This window comes from Marinomonas sp. ATLA20, from assembly GCF_057180105.1.
Genome location: NZ_JBXUKU010000010.1, coordinates 29,651 through 45,107, shown reverse-complemented (window position 1 = coordinate 45,107; position 15,457 = coordinate 29,651). Strand labels below are relative to the sequence as shown.

General features: G+C 43.6%; 15 protein-coding genes. 8 read left to right on the top strand and 7 right to left on the bottom strand.

Annotated features, from left to right (window positions below; all coding sequences use genetic code 11):
• Positions 1-47: 47 nt before the first annotated feature.
• Both AC2A4J_RS15740 and AC2A4J_RS15735 read right to left on the bottom strand, forming a co-directional pair.
• The gene (locus tag AC2A4J_RS15740; protein WP_484176707.1) at positions 48-1,277 is read right to left on the bottom strand and encodes a glycosyltransferase family protein; all 1,230 of its coding nucleotides are present in this window, start codon (positions 1,275-1,277) and stop codon (positions 48-50) included.
• Between the two features lie 52 nt (positions 1,278-1,329).
• The gene (locus AC2A4J_RS15735; protein ID WP_484176706.1) at positions 1,330-2,151 is read right to left on the bottom strand and encodes an HAD-IIB family hydrolase; all 822 of its coding nucleotides are present in this window, start codon (positions 2,149-2,151) and stop codon (positions 1,330-1,332) included.
• Between the two features lie 137 nt (positions 2,152-2,288).
• Here AC2A4J_RS15735 and AC2A4J_RS15730 point away from each other — a divergent pair, with 137 nt between their 5' ends.
• Positions 2,289-3,182 (top strand): DMT family transporter, encoded by an 894-nt coding sequence (locus AC2A4J_RS15730; protein ID WP_484176705.1) that lies wholly within the window; start codon positions 2,289-2,291, stop codon positions 3,180-3,182.
• A gap of 1,376 nt (positions 3,183-4,558) precedes the next feature.
• On the opposite strand, the gene AC2A4J_RS15725 is transcribed toward AC2A4J_RS15730, so the two are convergent.
• Positions 4,559-4,693 (bottom strand): hypothetical protein, encoded by a 135-nt coding sequence (locus AC2A4J_RS15725; protein ID WP_484176704.1) that lies wholly within the window; start codon positions 4,691-4,693, stop codon positions 4,559-4,561.
• A 139-nt stretch (positions 4,694-4,832) separates the two neighbouring features.
• Here AC2A4J_RS15725 and AC2A4J_RS15720 point away from each other — a divergent pair, with 139 nt between their 5' ends.
• Positions 4,833-5,567, top strand: a complete 735-nt coding sequence (locus tag AC2A4J_RS15720; RefSeq protein WP_484176703.1) for a hypothetical protein — start codon at positions 4,833-4,835, stop codon at positions 5,565-5,567.
• Positions 5,568-5,589: 22 nt separating this feature from the next.
• Here AC2A4J_RS15720 and AC2A4J_RS15715 read toward each other — a convergent pair whose 3' ends face one another.
• The gene (locus AC2A4J_RS15715) at positions 5,590-6,375 is read right to left on the bottom strand and encodes a hypothetical protein (RefSeq protein ID WP_484176702.1); all 786 of its coding nucleotides are present in this window, start codon (positions 6,373-6,375) and stop codon (positions 5,590-5,592) included.
• Positions 6,376-6,473: 98 nt separating this feature from the next.
• Positions 6,474-7,631, bottom strand: coding sequence for an MFS transporter (locus tag AC2A4J_RS15710; RefSeq protein ID WP_484176701.1), 1,158 nt, complete (start codon positions 7,629-7,631; stop codon positions 6,474-6,476).
• Between the two features lie 205 nt (positions 7,632-7,836).
• Here AC2A4J_RS15710 and AC2A4J_RS15705 point away from each other — a divergent pair, with 205 nt between their 5' ends.
• The 3 genes from AC2A4J_RS15705 (at position 7,837) to AC2A4J_RS15695 (ending at position 10,536) form a co-directional block, all read left to right on the top strand.
• Positions 7,837-8,742, top strand: coding sequence for a LysR family transcriptional regulator (locus AC2A4J_RS15705; protein WP_484176700.1), 906 nt, complete (start codon positions 7,837-7,839; stop codon positions 8,740-8,742).
• Positions 8,743-9,231: 489 nt separating this feature from the next.
• A complete protein-coding gene (locus tag AC2A4J_RS15700) occupies positions 9,232-9,510 on the top strand; it encodes a hypothetical protein (RefSeq protein WP_484176699.1) in 279 nt (92 codons plus the stop codon).
• A 360-nt stretch (positions 9,511-9,870) separates the two neighbouring features.
• A complete protein-coding gene (locus tag AC2A4J_RS15695) occupies positions 9,871-10,536 on the top strand; it encodes an alpha/beta hydrolase (protein ID WP_484176698.1) in 666 nt (221 codons plus the stop codon).
• A gap of 194 nt (positions 10,537-10,730) precedes the next feature.
• On the opposite strand, the gene AC2A4J_RS15690 is transcribed toward AC2A4J_RS15695, so the two are convergent.
• Positions 10,731-11,168, bottom strand: coding sequence for a DUF3010 family protein (locus tag AC2A4J_RS15690; protein ID WP_484176697.1), 438 nt, complete (start codon positions 11,166-11,168; stop codon positions 10,731-10,733).
• A gap of 318 nt (positions 11,169-11,486) precedes the next feature.
• Between AC2A4J_RS15690 and AC2A4J_RS15685 the strand changes: the two genes are divergently transcribed.
• Positions 11,487-12,719 carry a pyridoxal-phosphate-dependent aminotransferase family protein gene (locus AC2A4J_RS15685; RefSeq protein WP_484176696.1) on the top strand — a complete coding sequence of 411 codons (1,233 nt, stop codon included), beginning with the start codon at positions 11,487-11,489 and terminating at the stop codon, positions 12,717-12,719.
• 19 nt (positions 12,720-12,738) lie between these two features.
• Here AC2A4J_RS15685 and yddG read toward each other — a convergent pair whose 3' ends face one another.
• Positions 12,739-13,668 (bottom strand): aromatic amino acid exporter YddG, encoded by a 930-nt coding sequence (gene yddG, locus AC2A4J_RS15680; RefSeq protein ID WP_484176695.1) that lies wholly within the window; start codon positions 13,666-13,668, stop codon positions 12,739-12,741.
• A 256-nt stretch (positions 13,669-13,924) separates the two neighbouring features.
• On the opposite strand from yddG, the gene AC2A4J_RS15675 reads away from it, so the two are divergent.
• On the top strand, positions 13,925-14,917 hold the full coding sequence (locus AC2A4J_RS15675) for a Bug family tripartite tricarboxylate transporter substrate binding protein (protein WP_484176694.1): 993 nt from the start codon (positions 13,925-13,927) through the stop codon (positions 14,915-14,917).
• Positions 14,918-15,016: 99 nt separating this feature from the next.
• On the top strand, positions 15,017-15,457 hold the full coding sequence (locus AC2A4J_RS15670; protein ID WP_255828759.1) for a tripartite tricarboxylate transporter TctB family protein: 441 nt from the start codon (positions 15,017-15,019) through the stop codon (positions 15,455-15,457).

Genomic DNA, 15,457 nt, shown 5'->3' with positions numbered 1-15,457 from the left:
CAACGTAGTAAGGTTCAACTTAGCAAAAAGATTACTTTTAGGGCCAGCTATTTTTTAGGACCGTATTGGGCCATATCCAATTCGACGGCTTGAGCAAGCTGATTCATGACGCCCGGAAAGGCACTCACAACACGGTTCCAGCTAGGAATAAACGGCGTCTCCATTGGATTTTCTAAATATTGGTTACCCGCTTTCATAATATTGCTAGCGAACAGTTCTACTGCTTGCTCCTCGGTATGCACGTCTAATTTTAGACCATTAATTTCTGCATCGTTTCGGTACGTCTCAATGAAGTCTAAAGCAACACGGTAATAGGTAGCTTTAATCGTTCGGAAGGTTTCTTGATTGAAAATCGTCCCGTTTGTTGCCAGCTTTCTGAAAATGGCTTTGGTAATGTCGATGGACATTTTAGATAAGCCGCCATCGTCATTATCCGCTGATAAATCTTGGTGTTTGTGATCGTAAATATCAGCGATATCTACCTGACACAAGCGGTTGGTCGAGTAGTTACGGTACATCTCACTCAGTACGCCAATTTCTAAGCCCCAGTCACTTGGAATGCGCAAATCCGTCATCACATCGCGACGGAAAGAAAACTCGCCTGCTAATGGATAACGATAGCTGTCTAGGTAATCTAAGTAATCCAAATGCCCAAAGACTTTTTTGAGCGAGCACAATAAAGGTGTCACCAGTAAACGGCTGACGCGACCATTCATTTTTCCGTTGGCTGCACGAGCGTAAAAGCCTTTACAGAATTCGTAGTTAAAGTTTGGGTTAGCAACCGGATAAATAAGGCGTGCCAGAAGTTCTCTGTCATAAGTGACGATATCGCAATCGTGCATGGCTATTGATTCGGCTTTACCCGCGGCGAGGTTGTAACCCATACAGAACCACACATTACGGCCTTTACCCGGATCGGAAGGCGAAAGGTGCTCGCCTTTTAACACGCCATCAATTTCTCTTAGTCGAGGGCCGTCGTTCCAAAGGACTTTAACGTTTTGTGGTAATACACTGAAAAACTCTAAGGCGTGACGATATTGGTCTTCGGTTGCTCGGTCTAAGCCGATGATGATTTCAGACAAGTAGGGAACTTGCTGCAAGTGCTTCAAAATATTTGGCATGGCGTCTGTTTCCAGCTCGGAATACAGACAAGGTAAGATAAGAGACATAGGGCGTGTTTTCGCAAACTCACACAGCTCTTGCTCCATTTCTTCTAACGGACGGTGTGCCAAATTGTGAAGTGTGGTGATAATGCCGTTTTGATGAAAATCGCCCATAGTCATTCTCCTAAAATCGTAATAATGGTTTGTTTATTGTTCTGTCCGTTGATTACAAAATACCTTGCTTAGTGAGTTGCAAATTAACCGCCTGAGCCCAGCCTTCTGGACCATACGCATCGGTTAGCCAAGCATCGCAACGGTTGGGAATTTCTGGTGGCGCGTGGATAGGAGAGCGAATGACGACCGGAATGTCCGCTTTACTCAACATGCCTACGTCGTTCTCGCCATCGCCCAGTGCCATGGTGGTAATGCCTTCTTCGCTCTGTTGTTCGTACAATTCCTTAAGCCATAGCATGGCGTTTGCCTTATCGCAGTGCTTGCCCATCAAATGTGCGAAGCGGCCGCCTTTTTGAATTTGCACACCAAATGGCGCAAGATCCTCACGCAATGTATTCAGAGCAAGGTTGGAATCTGTCCATACCATGGGTTCAGTAAACTCTCGCTGCATGGCTTGCTTGGCGCTTTCTTCAGTCAAGCCAGTGATGGAAACCAGCTCCTGCCAAGTCATCTCGCTGAAGCGTTTAAAAGTGTATTCTTCTTGCTTGTCATTGGTTAGCTCGATCAGCTCGTCTCGTTTCGGGCCAAATGACTTGCGCCAATAATCGCCACAGTCTTCGAGCGTTTCGTCGACAAAAAGGCGCAAGTGCTTAGGAATATAAACGGCAGAGCCATTTTCCACGATGAAAGCATCTTGATGATTGAGCTCCTGTCTAAGAGACATAAGCTCCACAAATGTCTTGCTGGTGTTGATGACGCAAGGGATAGAAAAAGTCTTCAGCGACTGTAAAGTCGCCAGTGCCGGTTTGAAACTGTAGGTATGATGATCGAGTAATGTGCCATCCAAATCGGTAAAAATTAAAAGTGTTGTCATGTCGATTCCTTTTTGGGTCCATCAAAATGCCGCTGATGGACGTTAGTATGAGACTTGCAAATCTGGTGCCAGTGCGTAAAAGTAGCGTTTTCCTTCACGGTACATGCCTAAGATTAACGAGGCTGTTGAACAACTTTATGACAAGTTTGCTACGTTTATGTGTTTTTGTGATTTTGGCTTTATTGGCGTTCGCGGCAAATTCTGTTTTGTGTCGTTTAGCGCTGAACGATGGTCTTATCGATCCCGCTCAATTCACCACGTGGCGTTTGCTCAGCGGCGCAGCGACTTTGGTGCTGCTTAGTGTTTTTCAATGTCTAAAAAATCAGCGTAATGACCTGAAAATAGTGTGGTTGGAAGGGAGTTGGTTGTCGGCCTTTGCACTGTTTATTTACGCCTTGGGCTTTTCTTATGCCTACGTCACATTAGAAACAGGAATAGGCGCCTTGATACTGTTTGGCGCGGTACAGCTTACTTTGATCTTATTCGCCGTGTGGACAGGGCAAAAGCTGGTTTGGCTGGAATGCTTGGGTCTAGCGATAGCCTTTGCCGGCTTTGTTTACTTAGTACTTCCGACCTTGTCATCGCCTTCTTTATTGGGCTTTGTCTTAATGACGTTAGCAGGCGTGGCATGGGGCTTGTACACATGGCGAGGCAAAATTTCGGCTAAGCCTTTATTTGCAACAACATCTAACTTCGTTCGAACCATTCCCATGTTACTGATCGCGCTGATTGTCATTTCTTTTAATGGCGAACAAGCGCAGAGCGCACAACTTGAAGGCATTATTCTCGCTGTCACTTCAGGCGCCATCATGTCTGGTTTAGGCTACGCCATCTGGTACGCCGTCTTGCCTTATCTTAGTGCTTCTATGGCTGCTGTTTTACAGCTACTGGTTCCTATCATTGCCACAATAGGAGGCGTAGTTTTTGCCAACGAATCCATCACCTTACACCTCGTAATCGCAACGCTAAGCGTCTTAGGTGGCGTATTGCTTGTCATAATCGCGAGAAAACGAACACCTAAAAATGCCTAGTTTTGGTGCGTTTTTATCTCAATGCGCCATAATTGACAGGTTTATTGATTGAAAATCGATCGCTGTTTTAGTTCGGCAATGTAAACATTCCCTCCCTAATGTCTTTCAAGGGGAGAGCTAGAGAGGGGTTATTACTTTGGCTCTTCGGGGCTTTGATCATGACTTCCACCTTGGCGCTTGGAGCAAAACAAACACCACCGCTCGACGTTACTTTGATAAATTGTCGTTTGACCTCGCTCTTGGCGTTTGCTTTGCTCCTCGCTGCTGAACATAAACACTTTTACTCGTAGGGCACGATGAGCGCAGCGTGATCTGCCGTTGTTAGTAAACGCATAACATATTAATACTGCTGCCAAGTCTCTTCCCCTTTCTTCAAGGGGAAGACGGAAGATGGGGTTATTAGTCTTGAGTGACTTCAATCCCACAAAAGTATTATGGTTTTACCTAGGCTTTCATTGTATTGTCAGGATATTGTAATGGATTAATTGGTATGGATTGCTTGGCTGATATTGGTACGAGATCAAAATTATCAGACTCAAACGGTCTAAATTTAAAATAGTGATACACTAAGTTTTGCTTAGTAAAAAAGAGTGATGACAAGATAGGTTAAACCGTGACTTGGAGATTCTGTGCCTAACATCGTTTCCTAGAAAACGACAAAATGATTAGAGCCAAGTCCGCGCTGTTTGTAGCAATAGCATCAGGGATAAAAGCCAAAAGAGCTTTAACAAAAAATCCGAATAGATGGCTGCAAAACTACTCTTGTTAAAGCTTGATTTTGTTTGCAAAAATCGGGGTGTCCATAGATGTTAGTTGATAGGAGAATCTAGTGCAGCAGGCTTCAAGACGGCTTCAGTCGGCACACTTTCTCGCACACACCGTGCAGGAAATCAGGTTCCGTTTTCTAGAGGTTAGTGACATCTGCCAAGAGTCCCGGCGCCGATTTGCCGCGCAACAACCCCAGGTTAAAGGGGATGGAAAACTGGTTAACTATCGTTTCGCGGCGTTCTCGTCGCTGGTCCAGACGATAAAGGATATTCTCCCGGTTATCTTAGAACGTTCTGTTAGCTGGTCTAGCCTATCTCACATACGGCATTTGCAATTTATAAAGTCGATAAGAAACGCAGTAGCTCACGATGGAAATCCAGTAATAAATTTGTGGGTAGAGGGCCGGTACTACGTCGCGTGTGATTTTGTTCGCCTTGGCCCGAACCTGCAACCGGTCGCGGTTAAGGCCCCTGCTGAAGATGTTCATACAATCGTTTCGGAGTTCACGGAGGATCTTTGTTCATATTTGCGTGACGTCTTTTCACACTATGTGGGGAATCAGTCTCTAATCGGCCCTCTGTATGGCCAGGAGTTCTTTGCTACCGCTATCAATCACCCGGCAACTCCCGAGTTTGCTCAGCGTCTTTATAGGGAGTCAGACCATTATAGGGAGTCAGATCATTCGGCTCTGAAACTAGATCCCAGCGAACCCCTTTCGGAAGCTTTGGAAGAGCTAGACTCACTGGTAGCTCTGTGCCGAACGGCGAATGGCAACTAACAATGCAAGTCAAAGCGACGGTTTTTTCGTTCCGGCTGTCGCCTCTACAAAAAAGCCGCGCTTGCTTGCGGCGTTAGCTATCATAAGGAGATCGTGTGCTGATAATGACCCTCGATGAAGTTAAAACCATGCATGACCAGCGGCAGGATATTGTAAATCCGCCAGATCCAGATAGCTTTATTTGGCGGTATTTCCCACTTGATAAATTTCTAAGTCTTCTTACTTCTAGTCAGCTCTTCTTCGCTAAAGCTAGCAGTTTTGAGGACCCATTCGAAGGCGATTATGGCGAAGCCGCCAAGCAGCACATACGCGATCGTTATGGTGGTGGACAATACCTGAGGGACTTCAACACATTCGAATTTTTACGCGAGCACACATATATTTCCTGCTGGCACGAAAGCCAACATGAATCCGATGCCATGTGGAAGCTGTACGGAAACGCGATAGCAGTAAAGGCGAGATTCTCAAGCATTCAAAAGCTGTTAAGCTGGTCGGAAACCGAGATTAAACACAGCGGAAGGGTAAACTATATTGACTACGCCACGGAACACGTCAGTGTCGAATCTAGTTATATTCCATATTTTTTTAAACGGTTATCTTTTGCACATGAAAAGGAAGTCAGATTTTTAATTCAAGAGCACCGCTATGACTGGAACGCGTATCCGCCTTCTCTGCCGGGAAAGTCAGCCCAACTAAACATCAATAGCAACTTCGAAGAGATTGTCCTAAGTCCAACTATGGAGCCGTACGTGTCCAGAGCAATTGAGAGAGTAGTTCGGCAAGCAGGTGTTTCAATAACAGTGCGTCAATCTATACTTCTTAATAACCCGGTCTGGTGATGGCTAACAATCAGCAGCGAATTTAGGGTCGGATGAAAAATAGCATTTTAAAAAGCATATGAAAAATTGCCTTAATTTTCATCTGACCCCAAAAAACTAAAGAGAATTTGTTCTTCTGTAGAGGGTTTAGATAAATGTTAGTCTGGTTTTGACTGTAGTACTTGTTGATTTCAATATCGTATGTCCGAAAAGCTTGCTTAAGCTCACTTAGAACCGATTCGATGTGATTCTTCTCCCCTTGCAAGGCAACAACATATGCACTGTTCTTACTGACCATTTCGACATGAGTGCTTTTTTCTAGAGAGGGGATCATCAAAGACGTTTCAGGGTCTTTAATACCCTCAGTCATACGATAAATGGCTTTTGTGATGAAATCGATAATTTGCATACCATCATAGACAGATAGAGACTTCGCGGCGATAGAGGCAGCTATGATGCCAAAGCTTTCACCTGTATAAAGCTGAGTGTTTAATTTGACTCCTTTTTTCAGGAAATATTCTTTCGTGTGCATCTCCAGTGCTAGATTATGTAAAACGAAAGAGGTGGCTAAAAAGCTTTGTTTTTTAAGTCGCTCTTGAGGTAGAACAGAGTTCGTAATCAAAAGGCTTTCAGGAGAGCCTGATAGGTTTAAAGCTTCAGCGGCATCTTTATACATATTTTTGATAATGACACTACCATCGGAATATAAATCATCGCAAATGTCTTTATAGAACTTACGGCTCCCCAATCCAGGAAAAAAACCAATGGTATTGATTTCGTTAGTAGAGATAGAGGTATTTTCTTGAGTCAATGTAGATAAAGTATTCATCGTAAATTCTATTTCGGTAAATTAAAGGCGCAGGGTATCTACACACTGAGCCATCAGTGTGTAGATAGAAGTTTCTTTAAATTAGAGTGGGAGCAGTTTTAAGCGTTTTTAACTTGGGGAGCGACTTTAAAGCTGGCTAGAAAGAGAACAACAAAAGCAGCGACAGCAAGAAGCGCTCCGACCCACAGAGGTGAGACATAACCCAGTCCTTGACTTAGGGCAACACCACCAAGCAAGGCGCCTACAGCATTACCTATATTAAACGCGGCGATATTGGCACCACTGGCAACGGTAGGAGCATCGCCAGCATACTTCATGATTCGTAGCTGCAACCCAGGTGCGGTTGCCAGACCAACGGTTCCCATTAATAGTAAGCAAATGATAGTTAAAACCTGATTCTGTGCGTTCATGGCAAACACAGTTAACACGGCTGCTAGAACAATTAAAATCAATCCTAATGACTTATTAAGCGATTTGTCTGCGGCTTTACCGCCGTAGATGTTGCCAACAAAAGTACCAATACCAAAGAGAACCAGTAACCAAGGAACCATGGATTCAGAGAACTGAGACACTTCTGTTAATGTGAAGGCGATGTAGGTGAATCCACCAATGACGGCGCCAAAGGAGAGAACGCTCACCAGCGCCGAAACCCAAACCTGAGGACGTTTAAAAACACCAAACTCTTTGGCGAGGTTGGTATTGGCGTTTACTGGCATCATAGGAATTAAGGCACGAATACCAACAGCGGTAACTACGCCAATAACGGCAAGTGCCCAGAAAGTCGTTCTCCAACCTGCTTCAAGACCGACGAAGGTGCCAATGGGTACACCAACGACGTTAGAAACCGTTAAGCCTACAAACATCAAAGAAATCGCGGCTGCCTTTTTGTTTTCTGCCACCATATCGGAGGCAACTACGGCGCCTATACTGAAGAAGGCTCCATGGCAAAGCGCCGCAACAATTCGGCCTGCTAGCAAGATTTCATAGCTGGACGCCATTGCAGAGATCAAGTTGCCTACAATAAAAAGTCCAGTCAGCATCACAAGCGATTTACGCTTTTCCATTTTTATTAAAAGCGCCGTTAAAAATATGGCACCGATAGCCACGCTTAAGGCATAACCAGATACCAGATACCCTGCGACACCTTCCGTTATTTGGAATTCTCTCGCGATTTGTGGAAGCAAGCCCACAATACCGAATTCCGTTAGCCCTATACCAAATGCGCCTAGAGCAAGCGCAAACAATCCAATAGACATATTCATCTCCTTTGTGAGGTCGCTCTTCAATGGTCCGTAATCTTAGATATCGGAAATATGAAAAGAATTAAGTCGTACTTAAAAAGTGAAAATTCGTAAGCAGGTTTGACAAATTGCCTCTCTTTTTCACTTAGAACTTTCATCATTTATGCTAGGTATATATGATGATGAGTAGAAATGATTTTGGCCTATATTAGGTATTAGAATGGATAATCTTAAAAAACTGGATATGAATCTACTGATTACTTTAGACACCTTGCTAAAGGAGTTGAATGTCACGAAGACAGCAAAAGCTCTGCATTTATCTCAGCCCACCATTAGCGTTCAGCTGAACAAACTTAGAGAGTCACTGGATGACCCTCTTTTTCTGCCTAGTCCAAGAGGGGTTCGCCCAACCGCCCGAGCGGAGTTATTGAGGGGGCCTTTACGCGAAGCTCTGGAAATGTTGGATAAGGTAGTGTCATCGCCTAAGCCATTTATTCCTGAAGAATCAGAGCGAGTTTGGCGGGTAGTTGCTGCTGATTACAGTGAAACTAATGTATTGCTTCCTGTGCTAGAAAAATTGCAGAAGGAATCACCTAAATCGAGGCTTTCACTAGAGGGAACAGCTCTGTCGGATATTTCCAGCGCCACGGAAAATCGACGAGTAGACTTGGTGTTACATATACGAGAAGAAGCTCCAGACGGAGTGCGTATACGTTCATTGTTTACCGAGAAATATGTTTTAGTTGCCCGAAAGGGGCATCCAAAGCTTGATAAATCGCCTAACTTAGAAGAATTTCTGGCTCTGAAATTTTTGATTATTTCTCCTAATGGTGGCGGATTTATTGGTAATACGGATCAGATTTTGGGACAAATGGGATTAAAACGAGATGTAGTTTTGTCTGTTCAGCATTTTATGTTTGCGGTATTGACAATCGAAAAAACAGATATTGTCGCTATGTTGCCATCGCGTTTGGTGAAAAATAATCCTAATTTGATGGTACTAGACGCGCCGATCGAAGTGCCAGGGTTTGAGCTCAATATGATGTGGAGTGATCGGTTGCATCGTGACCCAGCCCATCGCTGGTTTCGCAACCTGATTATTGACTCACTCAGCAAGCCCAGTTAAAAAATAATCGGGGGTATTAACCAACAAATTGGTTATGTTGCATAAGTGGCAATGTTCGCTAAAAAGCTTATATCGGGTCTTCAGGAGCAAATCGAGTAATGTCTTATAACAAACCGCTCAAATACGTTCCGGCCACAAAAAGCATGGCCTCCACTAACCATTTACCCACGAATTTAGGGTCGGATGAAAAATAGCATTTAAATACATTGCCTTGAAAGTGGAACAGATTATAAGGTCTGAGGGAGTTGTTTTCCTCGCGGATCAAATCGCGCCCAAAAAGGGCAAATAAAGAATCAGCATATCGGCGATCAAAGACGATCTGAAGCCGCATAGTCCAAACTGACTTTGGTGTTTCGCGAGTTATTAAACAGGGAAGTCCTACCATGAAAAAGCAAATCCCCTATAGTAAGAGCGCAGCCTTTCAACCGTGGTTATAGCCGCAGCTATGCTGTCGTATAATCCTTAATTTTTATGTATATGGAGATCTAAGTGAATAAGAAGGAAGCTGAAGAACTAAGTGTTCTATTAATGCAAGTTTCAGGAAAGCTTGACCAAAGCGTGCATTTCGTTATGGATAAGGATACAAAAGAAAATTTTGAATCTTATAGATCAAATGCAGGGAAAGTGATGGGAGAGATTTTCTTAGAGATGCTACAGCCTTTATGGGCGCGTTATCCTGAGCTTAAGCCAAAAGAAATGGATGGAATCTACGAGATAAATCCTCAAATACACGAACCACATTTTTATAAGCCAGATGAAAATACGTGACAAGCATAGGAAGTAGCCTTAATTTTCATCTGCCCCTAAAATACATTTAGTAATTAAATAGCCAAGTGTTAGGTAGACAAAATGACATTCCGATTTATATCTTTAGTGCTGATTTTTTTAACTGTTTCTGTGAATGCCCAGAGCATAAGTAATCATACTCTGGGCAGGAATGATGGTTCAAATATAACTTACTACCTTCTTCACCAATTAGATACGTAACCAAGCGATACGTTATTACTCATTCTTCAAGGCTCTGATTGCAATAGTGTTTTACAAGTCGAGTCAATATTTACGAGCTATAAAAATGTTTGGCCAGAAGCTGACGTCCTTTTAATAGAAAAATATGGTATCGATAAAAACGTGAGCTTTAGTTCCGATCCTGAACGTGGGGATTGTCCGGACCAATATATTCATAATGATAGCCCAGAACAGCGAGTAGCTGATATTCAAATGGTTCTTGATGTTGTTCGTAAAGGTGGCAAATATCACAATCTTATTGTACTTGGGGGCAGTGAGGGGGCGGTTGTTGCTAATTTAGTGACGACAAAAGTTGATGATATAGACGCAACGATTTCCTTCAATGGCGGTGGCCGAAAGTTTATTGATGATGTTTTACACAGTATTAAATCTGGCTCTGAAAATAGCGATGAAGCAGAAAGAGATATGTCGGGGTTCCGAGGTTTTTCTGATCACATTATCAATAGTAAACCATTTGAGCTAGAAGTAAGTGGGCATGGCTACAACTGGTGGTATCAAATGTTATCTATTGATCAACTTGACGTTCTCAAAAAAGTGAACACGCCTTTGCTTGTCATTCAGGGAGGAAAAGATGTGTCTGTTTCCCCTCAAGAAGTCGATGAAATGATGCTGGCTCTTGTAGAAGCAGGAAAAGACAATATTGAATACCGAACATACAAAGAGCTTGATCATGAATTCATCAATGTGAACGGGGAAAGCAATCGCAAATCGGTTGTGAAAGATATAAATGCTTGGCTAAAGTCAACACTCAGAACCTCTAATCTTTAGCCGTGTTCTATTTATTGTATTTTTTAACACTCCACATGGATCAGTATGAATGTAGACTTTGAGGAAAGCAAAGGAGGGGATTCAGAGGAAAGGGCTAAGTTAGCAGAGTTTATGCTGGAGTTACAAAGCTGTAAGGCACAAAAAAAACGGACACCTTTCACTGGCGTCCGTTTTTTTATTGCGAAATCGACTACTTACGCTTCAGGAATGTATTCTGAAAGCGCAGCATAAGCTACGGTGAAAGCGCCTTCTTGGAATGCACGTAAGCCAGTTGCTTTGAATGGAATCGGCATTGGATTGTGCTGGATGATTTCTTTTACTTTTGCGCCGCTGAACAAATCTACTTCTACGGTATCGATCAATTGGATCGCCGCTTCAATTTTAAAACCTACCGCGCCACCAGCGAATTTGCCTTTAGTTGGGCGTTCACGAATAACGGCTCTTTTCACTTTGTAATCTTCAAAGAGTTTTTTCAGCATGAACTGAAATTTACGAACGCTTTCGCTGTCGTTTGGGTTGCTAAGTGTGTGTCGAGTTTGGCGACAATCTGCGATTTGGAATAGTCCGTCTTGCTTAGACAGAAGGCAAAGAATGACTTCGCTGCCTTTAATTTCGATACCACAAGTAATCATAACGAGATCCTGAATAGGGAATTTCGCGCATTATCGCACAGTTGATGGGGATTTCGCAGAGTAAAAAATACTGCTTGTTGAAATGGAAACCAGTCAGATCTAAGGCGAAAATCAAAGCAACCAGTTTATTACACTCTTTTCAGTTTGCTGTCTCTTATTATTCTTAGGGATATTGTAGTATTGCCAAATATTATTTTGTAAAAATGCAAAACGCGATATTTTCTACTGTAAAAACGTAAATAATGGCTTTTTACTATAGAAATATTTTTTCAACACTTACTGCTTTTTTTAATTTTAACTAAAATAGGGCTGCATAAAATGACTGCTTCATCGCCAATGGGTGTTCCTCGTCCCCAGGTGAAATCTTTAGACGAAATTCTTCCTCACGAACCTTTGTTAATGATGGGTGCCGGTCCTGTTCCTATTCCTGAGCGCGTAGCAAAAGCCAACTCTGTGGTGATTAACCACCTTGGCAGTGTCATGGCGCAGGTTATTGATCAGGTTAAAACAATGGCACGTTATGTGTTTCAAACTGAGTCTAAATGGGTGCTTGGCGTAGCAGGGCCAGCCTCGGCGGCAATGGAAATGGCCGTGGCCAATTTGTTGGAGCCTGGTGAGCGAATTTTATGCATCAATAATGGCTTCTTCAGTCATCGTATGGCAGAACTGGCGACACGCGTTGGGGCAGATGTACACGAATTGTATGTGAATGTTCATGAGGCGGCTGACCCAGAGCGTGTTCGTAAAGCCATTGAAGAAACGCGCCCTAAAGTATTAACGCTGGTACAAGGCGAAACGTCGAATACCGTGTTTAACCATTCATTGGAAGAAATCACTAAGATCGCTAAGTCTTACGGTTGTTTGGTGGTGGTGGATGCGGTTTGTACGCTCAGCACCATGCCGTTGAAAATGGATGAATGGCAGGTGGATGTGGTAATTACGGGTGGGCAAAAAGGTTTGTCTTCTATTCCGGGTGTTTCACTGCTGGTGTTTTCTGATGAAGCGTGGGCGGCGGTGAAGAACCGTTCCAAGCCAACCGTTCAATGGTGTTTTGATGCACAGCTAGCGGAAAATTTCTGGCATAACGATGGCTATCATTATACCGCGCCGGTTTCTGGCATTATGGCGTTGCATGAAGCATTGAAGTTGGTATGTGAGGAAACTCTTGAACATCGCTTTGCTCGCCATTTACGTTGTTCTAAAGCGTTGCAATCGGGTATTGAAGGAATGGGGCTGTCATTGTTTATTCCTTCTGAATCTCGTTTGAACTCTGTGGTGGGGATTAATATTCCTGACGGTTTAACCGCAGGGCAAATTTGCCGCCATATTTCAGAAATGTATCGAGTAGAGATTGCTGGGTCGTTTGGTCAGCCTATTGTGCGTATTGGTCAAATGGGCGAGCAATGCCGCGAGCATAACTTGTTCCGCACCTTGCATGCCTTTGGCAGCACCATGCGCGATTTGGGAGTGAAAGTCGACCAACCAAACGGCATGGCGGAAATGGAAGCCTACTTGCAGAAGATTCCGCGTACGCTTTACCAAGTGGCTTAATGCTTTTTTTTGTGATCTATCAAATACCCTTGGTTTCAACCGCCAAGGGTATTTTTTTGTTTGGCATTAAGCTGGCGAATAAGGCACCCGCTGTAATTAAGAGGCAAGCGATGATTTGACCTGTGGTTAATTGTGCTTCGGTGAAAAGTCCAAGCCAAGCTGTCGATAGGGCGGGGGCGGTATAAGACAGTACACCAAGTAATGACAGGTTGCCTTTTTTAACGCCAAAGTCCCAACAAAAGAAAGCAATGCCAACGGGTCCAAAGCCTAATCCTAAAATGGCAACCCAAGTTGTTGCAGGGAAGTCTATCGAAGGAGTCCAGCTTTGCGCTTCGATCATGAGGTGTGATGCGCCTGCTAGGAGCGTTGTGATTAGGCAATACCAAAGTACTGCGCTAGACGGAACGCTTTGAAAGCGTCGATTGGCTACCGAGTAGCTCGACCAAATGAATGCGCAGGCAAAAGCCGCTGCGTAGCCTGTCCAATGGTAGACGGTATTGCCTTCCACATCAGTTAGTTGCCCTTTCGATTGCAGCATGATGCCGGTACCGATAAACGCAATCACTGCGCCCACCAAATGTGTCCATGACAAAGAATTACCTTTTGTCATGCCGGCCATTAATACAATGAGCAATGGCCAAAGATAGGCGATGAGTCCTGCTTCGACGGGTGGGGCATGCTGAAACGCATAAAAGTAACAGAAGTGGTAAAAGTAAAAACCTAACCCACCCATGAAAATAGCGCTTTTGGGTGTGTTTTCCCAAGATGACTTTAGTTCGCCTTTGACTAAATACACGATAAAAAACAATAGGCTAGCCACACCAAAAGTGAGTGTGAGCAAGAGTAATGGCGCTACTAAATTGGCTTGTGTGGTAAACAGTGCAAGGGTACTCCAAAGTAAAATAGCGATGCTGCCAATGAGGGTGGCTTGTGGTGAATGTGCTGTCATCTTGTTGTTTCCTGAATCCTGATCTAGTCTGATTACGTAAGATGTTATCTTGATTAAGGGGGAATGACATTGTCAGAAATGCGTGACTTGTCTTGTCAAAAATGCGCTTTTTATGGCAATTAAGTAAGAAATATTGATCTATGACAGGGTGGTGACAGGTTTGAGAGGTAAGGTTTGTCTACTCAAGTTAATTGAAAAACCTATTTTAAGAGCTTGATTAGCTAACAACAAAAAAAATAACAAGCAGGAGATAACCATGCTTAATACCATTTCTTTGAAGTCTGTTTTAATTTCCGGTGCAGTAGCACTGACTATGGCTGGACAGGCTTACGCCTTCGAACCAGCTCGTAGTGGCGAGTGTATTGCCCCAGCGAACCCAGGTGGTGGGTGGGACTTTACTTGTCGTAGCGTTGGTAAAGTATTAGTTGATGAGGGTTACTTTAAAGGTAACGTTCAGACAGTTAACATGACGGGTGCTGGTGGCGGTGTAGCTTTCGCTCATACGATCAGTAAACGTGATACAGATGAAAACCTAATTGTTGCCGCTAGTACAGCAACAACAACTCGCCTTGCTCAAGGCCAATTCCCAGGCATGAATGCTGACCAAGTTAAATGGGTTGGTACATTAGGCGCAGACTACGGCATTATTGCGGTAGGTAAAGATTCAAAATACACTTCTCTTACTCAAATTCTTGATGCACTTAAGAAAGATCCAGGCGCAGTGAAATTCGCTGGTGGTAGTGCTTCTGGTGGTTGGGATCATTTGAAAGTCTTGATGACCGCGCAAAAAGCGAACGTTGAGAATTTACCAAAAGTTCGTTACCTAGCATTCAGCGGTGGTTCTGAAGCTTTGGTTCAAGTTGTTGGTGGTCATATCGATGCGTTCACTGGTGATATTTCTGAAGTGAAAGGCTTCATGGATTCTGGTGATTTACGCGTGCTAGCGGTTCTTTCTGAAGAACGTTTACCAGCACCGTTTGATTCCATCCCAACTGCAATGGAGCAGGGTATTGATTCTGTTGCACCTAACTGGCGTGGTTTTTACGTACCAGGTAATGCAAGTGCAGACTCTTACGATTGGTGGGTAAAAACCATTGATGAGTTGTACGAAACTAAAGAATGGAAAGACATCATGACTAAAAATGGTTTGATGCCATTCCATAAGTCTGGTGCTGACTTTACTCAATTCGTAAAAAACCAAACTTTAGATATCAAAATTTTATCGCAAGACATCGGTCTAATTAAATAACCTCAGACCGCTTTTTGGAGGGGGCATCTGTTCTGACACAGTGCCCCTCCTGTTTTCGAATATTTTTCACCCTTTGATTTATTAACATGGAGCAGAGACATGCGTATTAACGATCGTGTGTTTGGCATGCTAATGCTTATTCTTGCCGTAGCGTACGGCTGGGAAGCAACGCAATTCCCCATTCCTTTTGGCGGACAGGAAAGTGTCGGTCCTGAAACTTTTCCTATTATGCTGGCTATCATTTTAGGTATTAGTTCAATTTATATGATTGTTCGTCCTGACCCAGACGAGAAGTGGGCGCCAGTTGCCATGTTGATCGAACTTAGTGTTGTTGTTCTTTCTATGCTGGCGTTTGCATGGGCCATTGAGCCAATTGGATTTATACCTGCTGCTGCGTTGGTGGTGAGCTTTTTAAGTTGGCGTATGGGAGCTAGCATTGCTAAGAGTCTTATCACTGGTGTGAGTAGCTCTTTAGTTATCTTTTTCCTTTTCAATAATGTGCTTGAATTAGCACTGCCTCTAGGTCTATTGGAGTTTTAA

Excerpts from the sequence above, each read along its gene's own strand:
- AC2A4J_RS15740 (WP_484176707.1), bottom strand. The coding sequence starts at position 1,277 with ATGGGCGATTTTCATCAAAACGGCATTATCACCACACTTCACAATTTG.
- AC2A4J_RS15735 (WP_484176706.1), bottom strand. The coding sequence starts at position 2,151 with ATGACAACACTTTTAATTTTTACCGATTTGGATGGCACATTACTCGAT.
- AC2A4J_RS15730 (WP_484176705.1), top strand. The coding sequence starts at position 2,289 with ATGACAAGTTTGCTACGTTTATGTGTTTTTGTGATTTTGGCTTTATTG.
- AC2A4J_RS15720 (WP_484176703.1), top strand. The coding sequence starts at position 4,833 with ATGACCCTCGATGAAGTTAAAACCATGCATGACCAGCGGCAGGATATT.
- AC2A4J_RS15715 (WP_484176702.1), bottom strand. The coding sequence starts at position 6,375 with ATGAATACTTTATCTACATTGACTCAAGAAAATACCTCTATCTCTACT.
- AC2A4J_RS15710 (WP_484176701.1), bottom strand. The coding sequence starts at position 7,631 with ATGTCTATTGGATTGTTTGCGCTTGCTCTAGGCGCATTTGGTATAGGG.
- AC2A4J_RS15705 (WP_484176700.1), top strand. The coding sequence starts at position 7,837 with ATGGATAATCTTAAAAAACTGGATATGAATCTACTGATTACTTTAGAC.
- AC2A4J_RS15690 (WP_484176697.1), bottom strand. The coding sequence starts at position 11,168 with ATGATTACTTGTGGTATCGAAATTAAAGGCAGCGAAGTCATTCTTTGC.
- AC2A4J_RS15685 (WP_484176696.1), top strand. The coding sequence starts at position 11,487 with ATGACTGCTTCATCGCCAATGGGTGTTCCTCGTCCCCAGGTGAAATCT.
- yddG (WP_484176695.1), bottom strand. The coding sequence starts at position 13,668 with ATGACAGCACATTCACCACAAGCCACCCTCATTGGCAGCATCGCTATT.
- AC2A4J_RS15675 (WP_484176694.1), top strand. The coding sequence starts at position 13,925 with ATGCTTAATACCATTTCTTTGAAGTCTGTTTTAATTTCCGGTGCAGTA.
- AC2A4J_RS15670 (WP_255828759.1), top strand. The coding sequence starts at position 15,017 with ATGCGTATTAACGATCGTGTGTTTGGCATGCTAATGCTTATTCTTGCC.